This is a genomic window from Gordonia sp. p3-SID1431 (assembly GCF_025143765.1).
GTDB lineage: Bacteria > Actinomycetota > Actinomycetes > Mycobacteriales > Mycobacteriaceae > Gordonia > Gordonia hongkongensis.
The window spans coordinates 18106-37637 of record NZ_JAMBDT010000007.1; the positions used below are offsets into that span (position 1 = coordinate 18106).

At 69.8% G+C, this 19532-nt stretch carries 15 protein-coding genes; 6 read left to right on the forward strand and 9 right to left on the reverse strand.

Features of this window, described 5'->3' with window-relative positions:
- Positions 1–35: 35 nt before the first annotated feature.
- From M4D77_RS03405 to mqo, 3 genes are read right to left on the reverse strand one after another with little or no spacing between them, the layout of a single operon-like run.
- Entirely contained in the window at positions 36–2009 is a 1974-nt protein-coding gene (locus tag M4D77_RS03405) for a VWA domain-containing protein (RefSeq protein ID WP_259935555.1), read from the reverse strand.
- Positions 2006–2509, reverse strand: a complete 504-nt coding sequence (locus M4D77_RS03410; protein WP_259935556.1) for a GNAT family N-acetyltransferase — start codon at positions 2507–2509, stop codon at positions 2006–2008. The genes M4D77_RS03405 and M4D77_RS03410 overlap by 4 nt, the downstream gene beginning before the upstream one ends.
- 45 nt (positions 2510–2554) lie before the next feature.
- Positions 2555–4081 carry a malate dehydrogenase (quinone) gene (mqo, locus tag M4D77_RS03415; RefSeq protein ID WP_065628965.1) on the reverse strand — a complete coding sequence of 509 codons (1527 nt, stop codon included), beginning with the start codon at positions 4079–4081 and terminating at the stop codon, positions 2555–2557.
- A 196-nt stretch (positions 4082–4277) separates the two neighbouring features.
- Between mqo and M4D77_RS03420 the strand changes: the two genes are divergently transcribed.
- Together M4D77_RS03420 and mtr are read left to right on the forward strand one after the other, a co-directional pair.
- On the forward strand, positions 4278–5306 hold the full coding sequence (locus M4D77_RS03420; protein ID WP_068971265.1) for an alpha/beta hydrolase: 1029 nt from the start codon (positions 4278–4280) through the stop codon (positions 5304–5306).
- Positions 5303–6700 (forward strand): mycothione reductase, encoded by a 1398-nt coding sequence (gene mtr / locus M4D77_RS03425; protein ID WP_159370646.1) that lies wholly within the window; start codon positions 5303–5305, stop codon positions 6698–6700. The genes M4D77_RS03420 and mtr overlap by 4 nt, the downstream gene beginning before the upstream one ends.
- Positions 6701–6722: 22 nt before the next feature.
- Here mtr and M4D77_RS03430 read toward each other — a convergent pair whose 3' ends face one another.
- Together M4D77_RS03430 and M4D77_RS03435 are read right to left on the reverse strand one after the other, a co-directional pair.
- Entirely contained in the window at positions 6723–7526 is an 804-nt protein-coding gene (locus M4D77_RS03430) for an alpha/beta fold hydrolase (protein WP_396266518.1), read from the reverse strand.
- A 75-nt stretch (positions 7527–7601) separates the two neighbouring features.
- Positions 7602–9161: a cobyric acid synthase gene (locus M4D77_RS03435; protein ID WP_259935578.1), complete on the reverse strand. Its 1560-nt coding sequence runs from the start codon at positions 9159–9161 to the stop codon at positions 7602–7604.
- 155 nt (positions 9162–9316) lie between these two features.
- Between M4D77_RS03435 and M4D77_RS03440 the strand changes: the two genes are divergently transcribed.
- Positions 9317–11542, forward strand: a complete 2226-nt coding sequence (locus tag M4D77_RS03440) for a protein kinase domain-containing protein (protein WP_396266505.1) — start codon at positions 9317–9319, stop codon at positions 11540–11542.
- Between the two features lie 42 nt (positions 11543–11584).
- Here the strand turns inward: M4D77_RS03440 and map are convergent, their stop codons facing one another.
- The gene (map, locus tag M4D77_RS03445; RefSeq protein WP_058250111.1) at positions 11585–12448 is read right to left on the reverse strand and encodes a type I methionyl aminopeptidase; all 864 of its coding nucleotides are present in this window, start codon (positions 12446–12448) and stop codon (positions 11585–11587) included.
- Positions 12449–12568: 120 nt separating this feature from the next.
- Here map and M4D77_RS03450 point away from each other — a divergent pair, with 120 nt between their 5' ends.
- Genes M4D77_RS03450 through M4D77_RS03460 form a run of 3 tightly spaced genes read left to right on the forward strand, consistent with a single transcriptional unit; the run spans position 12569 to position 15521 of the window.
- Complete coding sequence (locus M4D77_RS03450) at positions 12569–13591, forward strand: hemin ABC transporter substrate-binding protein (protein WP_065628969.1); 1023 nt, start codon at positions 12569–12571, stop codon at positions 13589–13591.
- Positions 13588–14724 carry an iron ABC transporter permease gene (locus M4D77_RS03455; protein WP_058250109.1) on the forward strand — a complete coding sequence of 379 codons (1137 nt, stop codon included), beginning with the start codon at positions 13588–13590 and terminating at the stop codon, positions 14722–14724. Before M4D77_RS03450 ends, M4D77_RS03455 begins: the two co-directional genes overlap by 4 nt.
- Positions 14718–15521, forward strand: a complete 804-nt coding sequence (locus tag M4D77_RS03460) for a heme ABC transporter ATP-binding protein (protein ID WP_065628970.1) — start codon at positions 14718–14720, stop codon at positions 15519–15521. Before M4D77_RS03455 ends, M4D77_RS03460 begins: the two co-directional genes overlap by 7 nt.
- Before the next feature lie 27 nt (positions 15522–15548).
- On the opposite strand, the gene M4D77_RS03465 is transcribed toward M4D77_RS03460, so the two are convergent.
- From M4D77_RS03465 to ispG, 3 genes are read right to left on the reverse strand one after another with little or no spacing between them, the layout of a single operon-like run.
- The gene (locus tag M4D77_RS03465; RefSeq protein WP_259935560.1) at positions 15549–17390 is read right to left on the reverse strand and encodes a penicillin-binding transpeptidase domain-containing protein; all 1842 of its coding nucleotides are present in this window, start codon (positions 17388–17390) and stop codon (positions 15549–15551) included.
- A 57-nt stretch (positions 17391–17447) separates the two neighbouring features.
- The gene (locus M4D77_RS03470) at positions 17448–18284 is read right to left on the reverse strand and encodes a GNAT family N-acetyltransferase (protein WP_159370642.1); all 837 of its coding nucleotides are present in this window, start codon (positions 18282–18284) and stop codon (positions 17448–17450) included.
- 32 nt (positions 18285–18316) lie between these two features.
- Entirely contained in the window at positions 18317–19504 is a 1188-nt protein-coding gene (ispG, locus tag M4D77_RS03475; protein ID WP_078112440.1) for a flavodoxin-dependent (E)-4-hydroxy-3-methylbut-2-enyl-diphosphate synthase, read from the reverse strand.
- Between the last annotated feature and the right edge of the window lie 28 nt (positions 19505–19532).

Below are 19532 nucleotides of genomic sequence, written 5' to 3' on the forward strand. Positions count from 1 at the left end.
TCTCCTCTGGTCTCAGTTCGGGGTGGCGGGGGCGGTCAGGCCGCTCCACGCGCGGGTGCGTGTCCCGTCAGCGCGGTGGCGGACAGTTCGTCCATCGGGATCAGGCTCGCGCCGAGATGGGCCGCGAGATCGCCGGCGAGTCCGAGCCGGACCATCCCCTGTTCGCAGTCGACGACCACGGACGCGATGCCGCGCCGACGGATACCGTCCGCGGCTTCCCGCGCCCGTGCCATCGCGCCTCGTCCTGAGGTGGCACGTCCGTCGGTGAGCACCACCAGCAGCGGCCGCCGGTCGGGCTCGGCGCGGCGACACCGCTGCACGACATCGGCGGCGAGCTGCAGGCCCTCGCCGAGCGGTGTCCGGCCGCCGGTACGGATCTCCTCGAGGCGGCGCACCGCGATCTCGACCGATTTGGTGGGCGGCACCGCAAGCGTCGCGGAGGAACCCCGCGCCACGACCACCGCGACGCGGTCGCGCCGGGTATACGAGTCGCGCAACATCTCCACGCATAGTTCGGACACCGCGGCCAGCCGACGCCGGGCGGTCATCGACCCGCTGAGGTCGACCACGAAGACGACGAGGTTGGCCTCCTGGCCGACCCGCTGCGCCGACCGCAGGTCGGGGGCCGCGATCCGCACACCGCGCTCGGACCCGTCCCCGCCGCGACCGGCCCGGCCCGCGGCGGCGAGCACCGTGCCGAACAGATGCACCGGTCGGCCGGCATCGAAGTTCACGGCATGGGTGGTGTGTCCGCGACGGCTCCGCGCCTTAGAGCGGCGACCCGGGTCACCGTCGCCGAGTCCGTCGACGCGCAGGGTCGGCATACGGCGAGCCGTCGAGGTCGGCACGGACCCGAACGCCGGTCCGGGAGCGTGCTGCGGGGCGTCGGCGTCGCCGGTCTCGGGAGCCGCATCGGGGTCGGTGTCGGGCGCCGGGCCGGTGTCGGATGCGGAGTCCGGGGCCTCGCCGCCGCCACCGGGCGGTGGTGTCTCGGGCGGTTCCGGGTCGTCATCGGGTGAGTCGGGTCCGGCCGCGTCCTCGCCCGCCGACATCGCCTCGTCGAGCTGGTCGCGGCTGAGCCCCGACTCGTCGAAGGGGTTGCGGCGGCGCCGATGCGGCAGCGCGAGCTCGACGGCCGCCCGGACGTCGACGTCCTCGACGGCGGTGGCCCCGCGCCAGGCGGCATGAGCGAGCGCGGTCCGGGCCACCACGATGTCGCCGCGGAGTCCGTCGACGTCGAGGTGGGCGCAGATCCCGGCGATACGGCGCAACTCCCGGTCCGGGAGGGCCACCGCACCCACGGCGGCTCGTGCGCTCGCGATCCGTTGTGTCAGTTCGTGTTCGGCGGCGGCGTGGGCGGCGACGAACGATGCCGGGTCGGCGTCGTATGCCATGCGGCGGCGCACCACCTCCACGCGTTCGTCGACCTCGCGGTCGGCGGCCACGTCGACGGCGAGTCCGAACCGGTCGAGCAGCTGCGGGCGCAGCTCTCCCTCCTCCGGGTTCATGGTGCCGACCAGTACGAAATCGGCCGCCTGGGTGTGTGACACACCATCGCGTTCGATCGTGACCCGTCCACTGGCCGCCGCGTCCAGCAGCACGTCGACGAGGTGGTCCGCGAGCAGGTTGACCTCGTCGATGTACAGCACCCCGCGATGCGCCCGGACGAGCAGACCGGGAGTGAACTCGGCACGGCCGTCCCGCAGCACCGACGTGAGGTCGAGCGAGCCGATCACGCGGTCCTCGGTCGCACCGATGGGCAGTTCGACCACGCGGCCGGCGGTGTCCTCCGTGGCACCGGGGACGCTGAGCAGCGGGCCGAGCCCGCGCACGATGGTCGATTTCGCGGTGCCCTTCTCCCCGCGGATCAGGACACCCCCGATACCCGGCGATATGGCCGACAGGATCAGTGCGAGCTTGAGCTGCTCCTGCCCGACGACGGCGCTGAACGGATAGCGCACGTCAGCGTGCGAGTCCACGGAAGCGGGGAGTTCACCGAGGGTCGTCATCGTGACCCGGCGCGGAGCATCGACACGTGGGGGATCCCGTCCTCGAGGTAGTCGTCGCCGTCGCGGACGAAACCGAACTTGCCGTACATCTCGGTGAGGTAAGTCTGCGCCTCGATCCGGCACGGGCGCTCCCCGACCTCGGCGAGCGCGGCGGTCATGAGGGTCGCCACGAGGCCATGACCCCGATGGTTGCGTTCGGTGCAGACGCGGCCGATCCGGAAGACCTGTCCGCCGTCGGCCTCCGGTTCCTCGAGCAGACGCAGCGTCGCCAGTACCGCCCCCAGGTCGGGCCCGTCCTCGTCGCCTCCGTCGGTCCGGTCCCCACCGTCGGTGATCCAGAACTGGCGCGTCGTCGATTCCAGGTCTCGGCCGTCGAGTTCGGGATACGGACAGGCCTGCTCGACGACGAAGACCTCGACCCGCAGCCGGAGGACCCGATAGAGCGTGGCTGCGTCCATGTCGTCGGCCAGGGCGCGGTGGACCCGCGGTTCAGGGATCATGTGTCGTGGTTAGCACACAAGGCGACCGGACTTCACCTCGCGCGATCAGCCGGCAGTGGCGGGCGCGAGCCGGCCGGTCTCGGCCGGGACCTCGTTCCGGTCGGTCAGCTGCAGCGTCTTGTTCGTCCAGTCCCACACCTGGCGGTACAGGTCGCGGTTGTCGTTGAGCTTCTGACCGAAGGACGGGATGATCGCGGTCAGCTTCGACGACCAGCCCGCGTACTCCTTCGGGAAGCACTGTTCGAGCACCGAGATCATCGCCGGCACGGCGGTCGAGGCGCCTGGGGACGCACCGAGGAGCCCGGCGATGGTGCCGTCGCCGGCCGCGACGACCGCGGTGCCGAACTCCAGCTGACCACCCATCCCGGTCTTGCGTATGACCTGCACGCGCTGTCCGGCGGTGATGAGCTCCCAGTCGGCGCCGAGCGCGCGGGGGACGAATTCCGACAGCGTCTTCACCCGGTCGGCCGGCCCGGCGGCGAGCTCGCTGATGAGGTACTTGAGCAGCCCGAACTCCTTGGGAGCGATCGACACCATGGGGAGCAGGTTGCCCGGCTTGATCGAGGCGGGCAGGTCGGTGATCTTGCCGCTCTTGAGGAACTTCGGCGACCATCCGGCGTACGGGCCGAACAGCAAGCCCGGCTTGTGGTTGATGACGCGGGTGTCGAGATGCGGCACCGACATCGGCGGGGCACCGACGGCGGCCTGCCCGTAGACCTTCGCGTGATGCTCGGCGACGAGATCGGGGTTGGTGCAGCGGAAGAACTCACCGGACACCGGGAACCCGCCGAACCCCTTGGCTTCTTTGATGCCCGACTTCTGCAGCAGGTGCAGCGCACCGCCGCCGGCGCCGACGAACACGAACTTCGCATGCACGGACAGCTTCTGCCCGGTCCGGCCGTTACGGACCTTCACGATCCAGCTGCCGTCGGACTGCTTGGACAGATTGGTGACCGAATGACCGAAGTAGATGTCGGCGCCCTGGGCGACATGATTGAGGAGCTGCTGGGTGAGCGCGCCGAAATCGACGTCGGTGCCCTGGTCGAACCAGTTCAGCGCGACCGGGTCGGCGAAGTCGCGTCCCTCCGACATCAGCGGCAGTCGCGCGGTGAACTCGGCCGGATCGTCGATGAACTCCATGCCCTCGAACAGGGTCTGGGTCGCGAGATTGTCGTAGCGCTTGCGGAGGTACTTCTGGCCTTCGGCGCCGTGGGTGAAGGCGACGTGCGGGATGGGGTTGATGAACTCCGACGGGTCACCGAGGATGCCGTTGTCGACGGCGTGGGCCCAGAACTGGCGCGACACCTGGAACTGCTCGTTGATGGTGAGCGCCTTGTCGATGTTGACGTCGCCGTCGGCGGTCTTCGGCGTGTAGTTCAGCTCGCAGAGTGCCGAGTGTCCGGTGCCGGCGTTGTTCCACGGGTCGCTGCTCTCGGCGGCGGCGGCGTCGAGCTGCTCGAACAGGCTGATCGACCAGTCGGGCTGAAGCTGTCGGAGCAGCGCTCCGAGCGTCGCACTCATGATTCCCGCACCCACCAACGCGACGTCGGTCGTGATCACCGTTTTCGACACCTGGACTCCACTTCACCTGGAGGGACACTGTGACCGGTGTTCGTCGCGGCACGTCGTCCCGGATGGCAACTTGTCGACCGGGCACTTCTCACCCGGTCCTTCTCAACCGTCATTGTCCAGCATGGCACGTCCAGCACGAGAATCGACCTTCGCAACTGTGTGCTGCACGACATCCGGGCAGTCCTGACCTGTCACTATGCTGGTCGCCGTGAGCGCATCCGCAGCCGCCGACTGGCAGCCCGACCGATTTCTCGAGGACTACCGGCAACGCGTCCTCCCCCTGGGCCCCGATCCCGACGGTGAATCGCCGATCACCGCGACCCTGGTGCGACGCGCCGAGTCGTCACCCGCGCGCGGCGCAGTGCTCTACGTCCACGGGTTCACCGACTACTTCTTCCACGAGCCGCTCGCCGACTTCTTCGTCGACCGCGGGTACGCGTTCTATGCTGTCGACCTGCGAAAATGCGGGCGATCGTGGCAATCGCACCACACGCCGCACTTCACCACCGACCTCGCGATGTACGACGAAGAGCTCAACGCGTCGCTGCGGATCATCCTCGACGAGCTGGGACCCGACTGCCGGGTCGTGGTGGCCGGGCATTCGACGGGCGGCCTCATCACCGCACTCTGGCTCGACCGGTTGCGGCAGCGCGAGCCGGCGCTGCACGCGGCAGTTGACGGACTCCTGCTCAACTCACCCTGGTTCGATCTGCAGGGCGACGCGGTGCTCCGCACCCTCCCGGTCACGCTGCTCGTCAAGGCGATCGCCGCCGTCGCGCCGACCAGGGTGATACCGAAGGAACTCTCGCAGGCCTACGGCGAGAGCCTGCACGACAGCGCTCACGGCGAATGGAACTACGACCTGTCGGCGAAACCGCTGGGCGGATTCCCGGTCACCTTCGGTTTCCTCGACGCGGTGCGCAGCGGTCAGCGTCGCCTGCACCGCGGCATCGACGTCGGTGTTCCCGCGCTCGTGTTACGTTCGGACAAAACGCATTTCGCCAGGACCTACTCGGCGTCCACCGATCATGCCGATGCCGTCCTCGACGTCACCCACATCGCCCGCTGGAGCGGGTGCCTCGGCGGCCGCGTGACCGCGGTACCGATCCCCGACGCCCGGCACGACGTCTTCCTCTCCGTCGCACACGCACGCGAGCACGCCTATCGCGAGGTCGACCACTGGCTGTCCGCCGTCCTCTCAACCGAAAGCGAGAATCCTCTATGACCGCCACGCAGGTCGTCGACCTGGCCATCATCGGCTCCGGCAGCGGCAACGCCATTCCCGATGACCGCTTCGCGGACAAGACCCTCGCGATCTTCGAGGAGGGCGTCTACGGCGGCACCTGCCTCAACGTGGGGTGCATCCCGACCAAGATGTTCGTCTACGCCTCCGAGGTGGCCGAGATCGCCAGGCACGGTGCTCGCCTGGGCGTGCACTCGAAGGTGGACTCGGTCGACTGGCCCGGCATCGTCGAGCGCGTGTTCGGCCGCATCGACCCGCTGTCGCAGGGCGGCAAGGAGTACCGGGTCGATCGGTGCGAGAACATCACCGTGTACGACTCCCATGTCGAATTCGACGGGCGCGACGACGACGGCCGGTACCGGTTGGTCACGCGAGACGGCGACACCGTTCTCGCCGACGAGGTCGTGCTCGCCGCCGGATCGCGCGCGGTCATCCCCCAGATCATCGCCGACTCGGGGGTCACCTACTACACCAACAACGACGTCATGCGTCTTCCCGAGCTGCCCGAACGCCTGATCATCGTCGGGAGCGGTTACATCGCAGCGGAATTCGCACACGTCTTCGGCGCGCTGGGCTCACATGTGTCGATCATCGCGCGCGGCCCGGGTCTGCTCCGCAAGCAGGATGCCGACATCTCCAACCGCTTCACCCAGGTGGCCCGGGAGAAGTGGGACGTGCGGCTGGAGACCACGATCACCGAGGCCGAGGATCTGCCCGACGGCGGTGTGCGGGTCGGGCTCTCCGACGGCGCGACACTCGAGGCCGACGTCCTGCTGATCGCGACCGGCCGGCAGCCGAACGGCGACCGGCTCAACCTCGACTCCGTCGGTATCGAGCTCGACGACGAAGGTCGCGTGCGCTGTGATCAGCACGGTCGCACCGCCGCCCGCGGAGTGTGGACGCTGGGCGACGTCAGCTCGCCGTACCAGCTCAAGCACGTCGCCAACCACGAACAGCGGGTGGTGCAGGCCAATCTCCTGAAAGGCTGGGACGCAACCGATCTGGACGCCTTCGACCACCGGTACGTCCCGGCGGCGGTGTTCACCCACCCGCAGATCGCCGCGGTGGGCCTCACCGAGGACGAGGCTCGCGAGGCCGGCCACGACATCGCCGTCAAGGTCCAGGCCTACGGCGATGTCGCCTACGGCTGGGCGATGGAGGACACCACCGGATTCTGCAAGCTGATCGCCGAACGCGGCACCGGCCGGTTGCTGGGCGCACACCTCATCGGCCCGCAGGCACCGACGGTCATCCAGCCGGTCATCCAGGCGATGCACTTCGGCCAGACCGCACACGAACTTGCCCGCGGCCAGTACTGGATCCACCCGGCGATGCCCGAGGTCCTGGAGAACGCGATCCTCGGCCTGGAGATCTGACGGCCAGGCCCGCCGCGCGAGCTCAGAAAATCGTTGAGCGCAGGGCGATCTCGCTGGCGAGGGCCGGGGCCGCGCGCTGCGGAATCCAGTGGTCCACGCCCGCGAGTTCGCAGTAGCGGAAGTCGCCGTAGACGTACCGGCCGCTGCCCTGCGCCTGTTCGCGACCCAGGGCGGTGTCGGCGTCGCTCCACAGCAGCGTGGTCGGGATCTCGACCGGCGGGCACGCCATCGTCGCCTTGATGTCGCCGGTGAAGTTCGCGCGGTACCAGTTCAGCGCGGCGGTCAGGGCGCCCGGTTCCCTCAGCGGGGCGAGTTCGTCCTCGGAGATCCCCACCGCCTGCAGCTCGGCGGCATCGTCGGCGAGCAGCCTCTCCTCGGCCCCGTCGGCCACGAAATCGAGGATGTACGAGGAACGTTCACGCTGGTCGCTACCGACGAGCGCGTCGCGCATGGCCGACGGATGCCCGGTGCTGGCGACGACGAGACCGGTGAACCGGTCGGGGTACTTCCCGGCGAGATGCCACGCGACGATGCCGCCCCAGTCGTGCCCGACGAGGATCGCGTAGCCGATGCCGAGGGCGTCGAGAACCCCGATCACATCGGACACGAGGTGGGTGAGCCGGTAGTCGTCCACCCCGGGCGGCCGCGCGCCGGGGCTGTACCCGCGCTGATCGATGACCAGTGTCCGCAGCCCCGACTCGTGCAGGCGCGGCAGGACGTCGTCGTAGCAGCTCCCGTTCACCGGGAACCCGTGCAGCAGCAGAACCCACGGACCGGTCTCCGGTCCCCCGATCCGGACGTCGAAGGTGAGGCCGCCCACGGTCACCTGACGTCGGTCGTCGATCATGGGGCGGTCTTCAGTCATGGCGCCCACGATAACCCGTCTCCACGACCCCGGCGTCTACAAGTCCTCGAGGTGGTGACGGATGACCTTGGGGTGGCGTGGCGGTCCTTGTCGGATCAGCCGCATGATGGCGTCGAGGTCGAGGTGTTCGGTGACGAGGTCGGCCATTTGGTCGACCTGCCGGCGGCGTACCTCGTCGACGTCGGTGTCGGACGCCACGCGGAACCCACGGACCCCGGCCTCGGCCGCGACGTCGGTGAGGAGACGACGCCGGAAGTCGTTGCACGCCAGCAGTCCATGCCAGTGGGTACCCCGGACCGCCCCCCGCACCGCGCCCTCCGGACCGTGCCGGTCGTCGACGATCCACGTGTCCTCGGCCGAGCGGGTCACCCGGCCGTGATGGATCTCGTAGCCGCTGATCGCGACGCCGGACGAGTCGCCGCCGGTCCCGGTCACCTGCCGCACGGTTTTCTCGGCGTGGAACTCGATGTCGAGGTCGAACAACCCCAGCCCGGGCACCCGCCCGCGACCGGACTCCACCCGGTCGTCGAGGGTGCGGCCCAGCATCTGGAATCCGCCGCACACGGCGACGATCGGACGTCCGCGGGCGGCACGTTCGGTGAGCGCCTCCCCGAGACCGCGCGCCCGCAGCCACTCGAGGTCGGTCACGGTGGCGCGGGTGCCGGGCAGCACGACGAGGTCGGCGGCCGCCACCCCGGCCGGGTCGTCGACCCAGGTGACGTCGACACCGGGTTCGCAGGCCAGCGCCTCGACATCGGTCGAATTGGAGATCCGGGGCAGGCGGATGGCGGCGACCCGCAATCGGGGTCCTCCGGTCGCGGAGGATTCGGTGAACGAGCGCGGCGGCCCGACCCGCCGCCCGACCGGCGCCGCGAGCGAGTCCTCGGCGTCGAGCCACAGGTCGTCGGCGAAGGGCACCACCCCCAGTGTCGGCCGTCCCGTGATCGCCTCGACCTGCCGCAGTCCCGGCTCGAGGATCGACGGGTCACCACGGAACTTGTTGACCACGAACCCCGCCATCAGCCGCTGATCGGCGTCGTCGAGGACCGCGGTGGTACCGAACAGGTGGGCCAGCGACCCGCCGCGGTCGATGTCGGTGACCAGCACCACCGGGAGGTCCGCCGCCTGTGCGAGACCGAGATTCGCGATGTCGTTGGCGCGCAGATTGATCTCGGCGACCGAACCCGCACCTTCACAGATGACGACGTCGAAGTCGCGTCGGAGACCGGCCAACTCGTCGGCGACGACGGCACGCAGCCGCGCCCGCCAGTGCAGGTAGTCGGCGGCCCCGACGTCTCCGGCGGGCCGACCGCGGAGGATCACGTGCGAGCGACGGTCACTGCCCGGTTTCAGCAGCACCGGGTTGAACCTGGTGGAGGGTTCGAGGCCACAGGCGAACGCCTGCAACGCCTGGGCACGACCGATCTCGCCGCCGTCGAGGGTGACCACCGAGTTGTTGGACATGTTCTGCGCCTTGAACGGTGCGACCCGCACACCGGTGCGCCGCAGCGCACGGCACAGCCCGGCGACGATGAGGCTCTTCCCGGCATCGCTGCTGGTACCGCCCACGAGCAATGCGCCACCTAGTCCGTCCACCCGGAACAGACTAGAGGCCGAACCCGAGGCCGCGACCACGGTGGCGTCGTTCACAAGTCCCACCGTTGCGCTCGCGGTCGTGCGGGTCTGGATACAGTGACCCGGACGAACAGGTCGACAGCCGGTCGTTCGGAGTCAAGGGGGGGTCATCGGACGTGGAGGTCGTGAAGCCCGGGTCCGTGTTCGCCGGATATCGCGTCCTCTCGATGCTCGGGCGCGGCGGCATGGGACAGGTCTGGCTCGTCGAACACCCCACCCTGGGCCGCCGCGAGGCCCTCAAGATCATCTCGCCGAACCCCGCCGATCCCAGTTTCGCCGAGCGGTTCCGCAACGAGGCCCGCACCGCCGCGGCCCTCGATCACCCCGGCATCGTCACGGTCTACACCCACGGCGTGGAGAACGGCAGCCCGTGGTTCTCGATGTCCTACCTCGAAGGCGAGGACCTCGCCGCCGCGTCGGCCCTGCCGGTCGACGACGTGGTGACGGTCGTCGGCAAGGTCGCCGACGCGCTCGACTACGCCCATACCCGGCGCGTCATCCACCGCGACATCAAACCCGCGAACATCGTGGTCGCCCGCGGCCCCGACGGCCGGATCACCCGGGTCACCGTGCTCGACTTCGGCATCGCCCGCCTGATGGACGGCGCGAAGATGACCGCGATGAACCTGTTCGTCGGCACCCTCGCCTACGCCGCACCCGAGATCCTCACCGGCGAACCGGCGATCCCGGCGTCGGACCAGTACGCGCTCGCATGCACGACGTTCCAGCTGCTCACCGGATCGCAGCCCTACCCCGGGCAGACCCCGATGGCCCTGATCGCCGGCCACGTCAACACGCCCGCACCGCGGATCTCCGAGCGCCGCCCCGACCTCGTCCACGTCGATGCCGTGTTCGCGCGCGCCCTCGCCAAGAACCCCGCCGACCGGTTCGCGTCCTGCTCCGAGTTCGCCGCGGCGCTCGCCCGGGCGGTCGAGATCGGGTCGACAGCGCCCTCCGTCGTCGCGGCGCAGGCACCCGGCCGTCCGTTCTCACCACCACCGCCGCCCACCCAGCAGGCGCCGGTGCACCCGGTGGCCCACCGCGCTCAGCCACCCGGCGGTCACCCACCGTTCCCGGCGTACGGTCCCGGCGGACCGCCGCCGGGCCCACCGCCCGGATATGTGACCGGGCCCGGCGGACCCCACGGCCCCGGCCCAGGATCACGGGGAACGGGCTCACGCACCGCGTGGATCGTCGCCGCGGTACTCGGCGTCGTCGTCCTCGTCGTCGGTGTCGTCGGCGCCGCGATCGCCCTCAGCGGATCGGGATCCGATCCCGGGACGGCGCCGGTCGCCGGGTCATCGACGACGGCGCCGAGCAGTTCCGGCGGATCCTCCACCGGCAGCGATGAGTTCGAGTCCATCGCTTCCAGCGGCGACAGCACGTGTGCGGTGCGCGAGGCCGAGCTGTACTGCTGGGGCGACAACGAACGGGGCACGCTGGGCGACGGTACGACCACCGACCGCCCGCGCCCGGTCCCGGTCACCGGCATCTCCGACGTCTCGGCGGTCAGCATGGGCGGCCTCGGCACGACCTGCGCGATCAGTTATGGAGACCTCTACTGCTGGGGTTACGGGATCGGACCGCCCGGGCAGAACGTGCCGCTGCCGACGAAGGTGTCCGGCCTGTCCCGGGTGTCGGCGGTGTCGGTCGGGCTGACGATCTGCGCGATCAGCGACGGCGACGCCTACTGCTGGCGCAACAACGCGAGCGGCCAGGTCGGCAACGGCAGTACCGGGTCGGTGGACGTGCCCACCCGCGTCGCCGGTCTCTCGGACGTGACCGCCGTGTCCACGTCGCACACCACGAGTTGCGCCATCGCCGGCGGTTCGGCGTACTGCTGGGGCAACAACCGGGAAGGCCAGATCGGCGACGGCACCACACTCGACCGCCTCACCCCGACCCGGGTCCTCGGACTCGACTCGCCCACGTCGATCAGCACGAGCCTGTACTCGACGTGTGCGGTCGCCGGCTCCGGCGGCGTGTTCTGCTGGGGCCAGAACACCAGCGGCCAACTCGGCGACGGTACCGAGCAGAACCGGCGGACCCCGACCCGCATCGACGTCCGCGGGGCCACCGAGGTGTCCACGGCGGCCTATGGCGGATGCGCCGCCGCGGGCAGCTCCGCCTACTGCTGGGGTTCGCGCAGCGATCAGCCGGACAAGAGCCCCGACCGCGTCAACGGACTGTCGGGGGTCACCGAAGTCACCACCGGTTCGGCGAACGTGTGCGCGGTCGCGGACGACGAGATGTACTGCTGGGGCCTCAACGGCCAGGGTCAGCTCGGCAACGGGACGACCACGACGAGCAGCGAACCGCAACCCGTCCGCTTCCCCGCCTGAACGTCTCGGCTGTCGGCCGAACCTCAGTTGTCGGGCCCGATGTCAGTTGTCCGGCACAGTGAGGATCTCGGCGCCGTCGTCGGTGACGACGAGGGTGTGCTCGAATTGCGCGGTCCACCGGCGGTCGGCGGTCACCACGGTCCAGCCGTCGTCCCACATCTCCCACGGCAGTGCGCCGAGATTGATCATCGGCTCGATGGTGAAGACCATCCCGGGTTCGAGGACCGTGTCGACGTTCGGCTCGTCGTAATGCAGCACGATCAGTCCGTTGTGAAAGGTCTCACCGATGCCGTGGCCGGTGAAATCGCGCACGACCGTATAGCCGAACCTGTTCGCGTAGGACTCGATGACCCGACCGATGACATTCAGCTCGCGACCCGGCTTCACGGCCTTGATGGCCCGCTCGGTCGCGATCCGCGTCCGCTCGACGAGATCGGCGGCCTCCTGGTCCACGTCGCCGGCGAGGAAGGTCGCGTTGGTGTCGCCGTGCACGCCGTGGATGTAGGCGGTGACGTCGATGTTGACGATGTCCCCGTCCTCGATCACCGTCGAATCCGGGATGCCGTGGCAGATCACCTCGTTCAGCGAGGTGCAGCACGACTTCGGAAAGTCCTTGTAGCCCAGGGTCGACGGGTAGGCACCGTGGTCGATCATGTACTCGTGCGCGATCGCGTCGAGTTCGTCGGTGGTCACGCCCGGGGCGACGGCCTTGCCCGCCTCGGCGAGTGCGTTGGCCGCGATCTTGCTCGCGATGCGCATCTTCTCGATCGTCTCGGCGGTCTGCACCCAGGGCTCATGGCCCTCGTTCACCGTCGGCTTCCACACGTATTCGGGACGTTCGATGGAGTCGGGCACGGACCGGATGGGCGACACGATCCCCGGCGTGAGGGCACTGCGAACTGGCATGCGACCAGACTATCCCGGCCCGTCGCGGCGAGGCCCGTGGGCGGACACCGCGGCGAACGTCACTAAGCTCGCCGGGAGGAGCCGATGGGAGGGCATCGGAGTCGACGATGGAGGTGTGCGGTGCGGACGAGGGGGTTACCGGCGGCGCTGGTGATGGTGCTGACCGTGCTGAGCCTGTCGGCGTGCTTCGTCACCCCGATCGAGCAGGAGCGGCACTCGCCGGGCGCGCATCTGCGCGACGGCCCGCAGACTGCGACGCTCGCGGAGTCCGACGTCACCCCCGTCGTCGAGAACCCCGCACCCCGGCTGCCCGCCACCGTCGACTCGCTCCGGTACGGGGACGTGACCGTCGCCGATGCCGACCGGATCATCGCCGTGGACATCAACGGAACCCTCGGCAACATCGTGTACGCCCTCGGACTCGGGTCCCACGTGGTGGGGCGCGACACGTCCACCGCCTTCCCGTCGGCGAGATCGCTGCCGGTGGTGACCAACCGCGGACACAGCCTCAGCGCCGAATCCGTTCTCGCCCTTGACCCGAGCGTCCTGCTCGTCAGCGAGTCCACTGTGCCCACCGCCGCCGTCGACCAGATCCGCGACTCCGGCGTCGCGGTCGTCGTGTTCCCGGCCGCCCGCAATCTGGAGTCGAACGACACCCTGATCCGCTCGGTCGCAGCCGCACTTGGTGTCGCCGATGCCGGCGAGAAGCTCGTCGCCCGGACCGACGCCCAGATCGAGGAGGCGCGCGCGCTGGTCCCGGATCCGTCCGGAGATCCCACCATGGCGTTCCTCTACATCCGCGGACGCAACCTGCTGCTGCTGGCCGGGCCCGGATCGGGTGCCGACGACCTCATCGAGGCGCTCGGCGGCCGGGATGCCGGCGCGGCAGCCGATCTCACCGGCGCGTTCACCGCGATCAGCGCCGAGGCCATGATCACGGCCGACCCGGACGTGATCCTCGTGATGACCCAGGGTGCGGCCACCGTCGGCGGACCCGAGGGAGTGCTGACCCTGCCGGGTGTGGCCGACACCGAGGCCGGCCGCAACGGACGGGTCGTGCAGATGGACGAGAGTCAGATCCTGGCGTTCGGCCCCGAGGTCGGACTGGTGCTGGGTGCGCTGGCGAGGTCGATCTACGCATGACCGACCCAGCGCGGACCACGACGGACCCGGCGACCGAGCCGACTACCCCGTCGGCCGTCGTCGCTCCCCCGGCCGGCACGTCGCATCGGGTCCGTGACCTCACGGTGGTGGCGGTGATGCTGGTCGCCTTGGTCGTGCTCGTCATCGTGTCCGCGGGCACCGGAAAGGTGTCGGTGCCGCCGCTCGAGGTGCTCGGCAGCCTCGCCCACCATTTCCACCTCGATCTCGGACCGCTCCCCTCCCACCCGAACGGCGAAGGCGCGCTGTGGAATGTGCGCTTCCCGCGCATCGTGCTCGGACTGTTCGTCGGAGCCGCGCTCGGCGCCGCGGGTTGCCTCCTGCAGGGAGTGCTGGCGAACCCGCTGGCCGAACCGGGGATCATCGGCGTCTCCTCCGGCGCCGCGGTCGGCGCCTGTCTGATGATCGTGCTCGCCGGCGGGACCGCCGGAGCCGGTGGCGCGGCGGGCAATTGGGCTCTCGCCGGGGCCGCCTTCGTGTTCGGCCTCATCACCGCGGCGGCGGTGTACGTGTTGTCCCTTCGCGACGGGTCGTCGTCGGCGATCATGCTGGTGCTCACCGGTATCGCGGTCAACGCGTTCGCGGCCGGGATCATCGCGTTCCTCACCTTCGTGGCCACCACCGCCGCCCGCGAGCAGATCATCTTCTGGCAGCTCGGCTCGCTCGCCGGACGCACCTGGAGCGAGATCTGGGTCGTCGCACCGCTCGTCGTCGTGGGTGTCGCGGCCTGCCTGTTCCTGGTCTCGAAGCTCGATCTGCTCGCGCTGGGCGACATCCAGGCCGCCTCCCTCGGCGTGAACGTGGAGGCCGTCCGCCGGCAGGCGATCGTGCTCACCGCGGTGCTGACCGCCGCGGCGGTCGCCTTCGCCGGGATCATCGCCTTCGTCGGCCTCATCGTGCCGCACGTGATGCGCCTCATCGTCGGACCGCGCCACGCGATCCTGTTACCCACCAGCGTGATCGGTGGAGCGCTGGTCATCACCGGTGCCGACCTCGCCGCCCGGACGATGCTCGGTGACGCCGACCTCCCGCTCGGCATGTTCACGTCCCTGATCGGTGGCCCGGTCTTCTTCATCCTGTTGCGTCGCAGCCGTCACGCGGGTGCCGGATGGTGACCGAAACCGCCGTGACGACGACCCCGGGCATCCACGCACGAGACGTCTCGGTCGTGCTCGGCGGACGCGAGGTGGTGAGCGAGGTGACCCTCGACGTCTCCCGTGGTGAACTCGTCGCCCTCGTCGGTCCCAACGGATGTGGCAAGTCCACGCTGCTGTCGGCGCTGTCCGGTACCCGCACACCGCAGCGCGGCCACATCGAGGTCGACGGCCGGGACGTCGCGACGACCTCGATGCGCGAACTCGCCCGCCACCGCTCGCTGGTGACCCAGCAGAACCGGGTGGACACCCCCTTCACCGTGTCCCAGGTCGTCGCGATGGGCCGCTACCCGTGGCTGCGGACACCGCGCGCGGCGAACTCCCCCGCCGTGATCGCCGACGCGATGGCACTGTGCGAGCTCGGCGACATCGCCGACCGCCCGTTCGGACAACTCTCCGGCGGCCAGCAGGCACGCGTCTCCCTGGGTCGTGCCCTCGCCCAGGACACCCCCGTCATGATGCTCGACGAGCCGACCGCGGCACTCGACATCCACCATCAGGAGCAGGTTCTCGACATCCTGCGCGTCCACCGCGATGCCGGGAACGCCGTGCTGCTGGTGGTGCACGACCTCACCCTCGCCGCCGCCTACGCCGACCGGGTGGCCGTGATGAAGGACGGCCGGCTGCTCGCGATCGGGCCGACGTCGGAGGTGATGACGGTCGACCTGCTCAGCCACACCTACGACCACCCCGTCGAGGTGATCGAGCATGCCGGGCGACGGGTGATTCTCCCCGTCCGGACACCCGGTAGCGCCTAGAAGATGGTGCGCACTGGTGAGGGCGTCTCAGGAGAGAGGGCGCACCGCGTAGCCCGGACCGAGACCGGCGAAGAAGTCGCGGGTGACGGCCACCGCGTTGTTCGAGTCACCGCCGCCCACGACGAGGGTGGCGAACGCGATGTCGCCGCGGTAGCCGGCGAACCAGGCGTGTGACCCGCCGGCGAACTCCGCCTCACCGGTCTTGCCGAACACCGCACCCTGGCCGTCGATCACCGACGCCGTACCGCTCGTGATGACCTCACGCATCATCGGGCGCAGCTGGGCGAAGACCTCGGGTGCCATCGTGGGCGTCGGTCCCTCGACCTTCGTGGGCTTGTCCAGGATGAGTTGCGGCACCGGGGCCTTCCGACCGTTCGCAACGGTGGCGGCCACCAGAGACAGACCCAGCGGCGAGACGAGGACCTTGCCCTGCCCGAAGCCGTCCTCACTGCGGGCGACGAGTTCGTTCTCGATCGGCACCGAGCCGGACACGGCATCGAGGCCGGCGATCTCGTAGTGTTGTCCGACGCCCATCGCGGCCGCGGCGTGCGCGAGATCCGACGGCCCCATCTCGCTGGCGAGTTTGGCGAACGTGGTGTTACAGGACTGCGCGAACGCCCGCAGCATCGACACCGTCCCCAGCGAGAACCCGTCGTAGTTCGGGATCAGGCGCGGACCGATCTGGATCGCGCCGGGACATCCGACGGGGGTGTCGGGGGTGGCCATCCGATGGCTGATCGCGGCCGCGGCGGTCACCATCTTGAAGGTCGACCCGGGCGGGTACAGACCGGTCGTCGCGATGGGCCCCGACCGGTCGGCCGCGGGATTCTGGGCGACCGCGAGGATGCGCCCCGTGGACGGCTGCACGACGACCAGCGCGATCTGGAACCGGTTGGTGGCGTTGACCGCTCGCTGGGCCGCGTTCTGCACCGTCCGCGACAGACTCAACGAGACCGCCGGCGCGGGGTCCGGGTCGTGGTCGGCGAGGACGTCGGCGTCGAGGCCGTTGGGGTTGACCGTCACCACCCGCCAGCCCGCCCGCCCCGACACCTCGGAGTCGACGACCTTCTTGACCTCGGTCAGCAGGGCGGGCGCGAATCTCGGGTCCTCGGGGACCAGTTCGGCCTGTTCGTTGGTCACGACGCCGGGGATCGCCAGTTGGTCGCGCAAGCGGTCGAACTGGTCGTGGGACAGCCGGGCGAGCGGGTACTGCTGCCGGTTCGCGGTGACCTGCTCGATGATCGTCTGCTCGTTGAGCGAGGGACTCAACCGGCGCAGTACCGCGACCGCACCGGTCACCGACTCGGCGACCGACGCGCCCTGTTCCGCGGCAGCGGTCGCATCGAAGTTGACGCCCACGACGGTGCCGTTGACCATCACCTCCGAGCCGTCGGACTCATTGACCGTCGCGCGCGGCGCCTCGACAATCTGGAGCGAAAGGCGTTGATCGGCACCGAGTTTCGGATGGATGTTCGTTGACGCCCAGCGCACCGCCCAGCCGTCGTCGGACCGGCCCATCCGCAGGGTGGCGTCGTAGGCCCAGTCGCGGCCCCGCGGCAGCGCCCACGTGTAGTCGACGTCCACCTCGGCGGTGTCCCCGGTGACGCGGACCCGCCCGGCCTGCGACTCGAGTGCCTCGGCGTTTAGCCCGGCCCAGGCCGACTCCATCGCGGACTCCGCGGCAGCGGGGGTGTCGGTCAGCGCCGCCGCGGACGCGACCTCACGATCGGCGTAGGCCTGCAGGAAGCGCTCCGCGGCGCGGCGCGGGCCGTCGTCCTCGGAGGCCGAGCAACCGACGGTGGCCACCGTCACGGCAGCACACACCGCGACGATCACCGCCGGGGTCCATCGAGTTCGCATGCGCCACATCGCGGTCGAGTCTAGGGTGGCCCGGCCGGAATCCCGCGACGCCACGCGGGGCGGCACTCAGTCGACGAGGACGGTCGCGAAGGTGCCGACCTCGGTGAACCCGATGCGGTCGTACACCGCGCGCGCGGTCACGTTGAAGCTGTTGACGTACAGACTCGGAATGCGGCCGTGAGCGGCGACGGCCTCCGCGACGGCCGCGGTACCACCCAGTCCCAGTCCCTCACCGCGCCGGTCGGGATCCACCCAGACTCCCTGGATCTGGCCGACCCGGCGGGACAGCGAGCCGATCTCGGCCTTGAACACGACGTCGGGGCCGTCGAACCGGGCGAACACCCGCTGCGCGGTGATGAGCGAGGCGAGGCGTCGTCGGTAGGAACGACCGCCGTCGCCGGCCGTCGGATCGACACCGACCTCGCCGATGAACATGTCGATGGCCGCGGGCATGTACGCGTCGAGGTCGTCGAGGGTCACCAGCCGCACGAGCGGGTCGGCGGGTACCGCCGAACAACACGTGAGGGCGAGCAGCGGTTGCACCGGCCGGACCTCACGCGCCGGACCCCACACCGGCTCGATCTGTTCCCACATCTGCATCACGAGGTCGGCGCGGCCGACGATGGAGGAGCATGCCCGCGGTCCGGCGATGGCGCGGTCGGAGAAGTAGTCGAGATCCTCGGGCGAACCGGTGAGCGGGATCAGGTTGGCGCCGGAGAAGCAGAGGGACGACGCGGGATTCTGCGCGGTCCACAGCTCGCCGCCCAGCAGCCGAGGGTTGATCCCGTGCGTCTCGAAGCGGGCCGCGACCATGCACATCGCCACCGGGTCCGAGGTGAGGACACGTTCGACAGCGGCCGCATCACGAGCGCCGAGCGGCTTGTCGCCCAGTAGCTTCAGCAACGCCGCTCCTCCCTCTCGAGCCTGCCGCCGACCTAGGAAACGGTCACCACGGGCGGGCCCACGTGAGTACCGTCTCCAGTTTCTCCTGATTCCTCGGCGATCCGCAGCGCTTCTTCGATCAAGGTCTCGACGATCTGCGCCTCGGGAACCGTCTTGATGACCTCACCCTTGACGAAGATCTGCCCCTTGCCGTTTCCGGACGCCACGCCGAGGTCGGCTTCCCGGGCCTCCCCGGGGCCGTTGACGACGCACCCCATCACGGCCACGCGCAGCGGGACCTCCATGCCCTCGAGTCCGGCGGTGACCTCGTCGGCCAGCTTGTAGACGTCGACCTGGGCGCGGCCGCACGACGGGCACGAGACGATCTCGAGTTTGCGCGGGCGGAGATTCAGCGACTGCAGGATCTGGTCGCCGACCTTGATCTCCTCGGCCGGCGGGGCCGACAAGGACACCCGGATGGTGTCGCCGATGCCCTCGCTGAGCAGCGCGCCGAAGGCGACGGCGGACTTGATCGTGCCCTGGAAGGCGGGCCCGGCCTCGGTGACCCCGAGGTGCAGCGGGTAGTCACAGGCGGCGGCGAGCTGGCGGTAGGCCTCCACCATGATCACCGGATCGTTGTGTTTCACCGAGATCTTGATGTCGCCGAAGCCGTGCTCCTCGAACAGCCCGGCCTCCCACAGCGCCGACTCGACGAGCGCCTCCGGGGTCGCCTTGCCGTACTTCTGCAGGATCCGCTTGTCGAGGGACCCGGCGTTGACGCCGATCCGGATCGGGATCCCGGCGTCACCGGCTGCCTTGGCGACCTCCTTGACCCGGCCGTCGAACTCCTTGATGTTGCCCGGGTTGACGCGCACGGCGGCACAGCCGGCGTCGATCGCGGCGAAGATGTACTTCGGCTGGAAGTGGATGTCGGCGATCACCGGGATCTTGGACTTCTTGGCGATGATCGGCAGCGCCTCGGCGTCTTCGGGACGCGGGCACGCGACGCGCACGATGTCGCACCCCGAGGCCGTCAACTCCGCGATCTGCTGCAGCGTGGCATTGATGTCGTGGGTCTTGGTGGTCGTCATCGACTGCACCGAGATCGGGTGGTCGCTGCCGACGCCGACCGAGCCGACGAAGAACTGCCGGGTCTTCCGACGCGGGGCGAGCACCGGCGGTGGTCCGGCGGGCATGCCGAGTCCGATCGGCACAGCGGTCGCGGGAGTCGGGGCGTTCATCTCGTTCACCTCTGGGGGTTTCGGTTCT

What these genes read in the sequence shown, in the direction of transcription:
- M4D77_RS03465 (WP_259935560.1), bottom strand. Translation starts at nt 17,390, where the DNA reads ATGTGGCGCATGCGAACTCGATGGACCCCGGCGGTGATCGTCGCGGTG.
- mtr (WP_159370646.1), top strand. Translation starts at nt 5,303, where the DNA reads ATGACCGCCACGCAGGTCGTCGACCTGGCCATCATCGGCTCCGGCAGC.
- M4D77_RS03420 (WP_068971265.1), top strand. Translation starts at nt 4,278, where the DNA reads ATGCTGGTCGCCGTGAGCGCATCCGCAGCCGCCGACTGGCAGCCCGAC.
- M4D77_RS03405 (WP_259935555.1), bottom strand. Translation starts at nt 2,009, where the DNA reads ATGACGACCCTCGGTGAACTCCCCGCTTCCGTGGACTCGCACGCTGAC.
- M4D77_RS03460 (WP_065628970.1), top strand. Translation starts at nt 14,718, where the DNA reads ATGGTGACCGAAACCGCCGTGACGACGACCCCGGGCATCCACGCACGA.
- M4D77_RS03455 (WP_058250109.1), top strand. Translation starts at nt 13,588, where the DNA reads ATGACCGACCCAGCGCGGACCACGACGGACCCGGCGACCGAGCCGACT.
- map (WP_058250111.1), bottom strand. Translation starts at nt 12,448, where the DNA reads ATGCCAGTTCGCAGTGCCCTCACGCCGGGGATCGTGTCGCCCATCCGG.
- M4D77_RS03410 (WP_259935556.1), bottom strand. Translation starts at nt 2,509, where the DNA reads ATGATCCCTGAACCGCGGGTCCACCGCGCCCTGGCCGACGACATGGAC.
- ispG (WP_078112440.1), bottom strand. Translation starts at nt 19,504, where the DNA reads ATGAACGCCCCGACTCCCGCGACCGCTGTGCCGATCGGACTCGGCATG.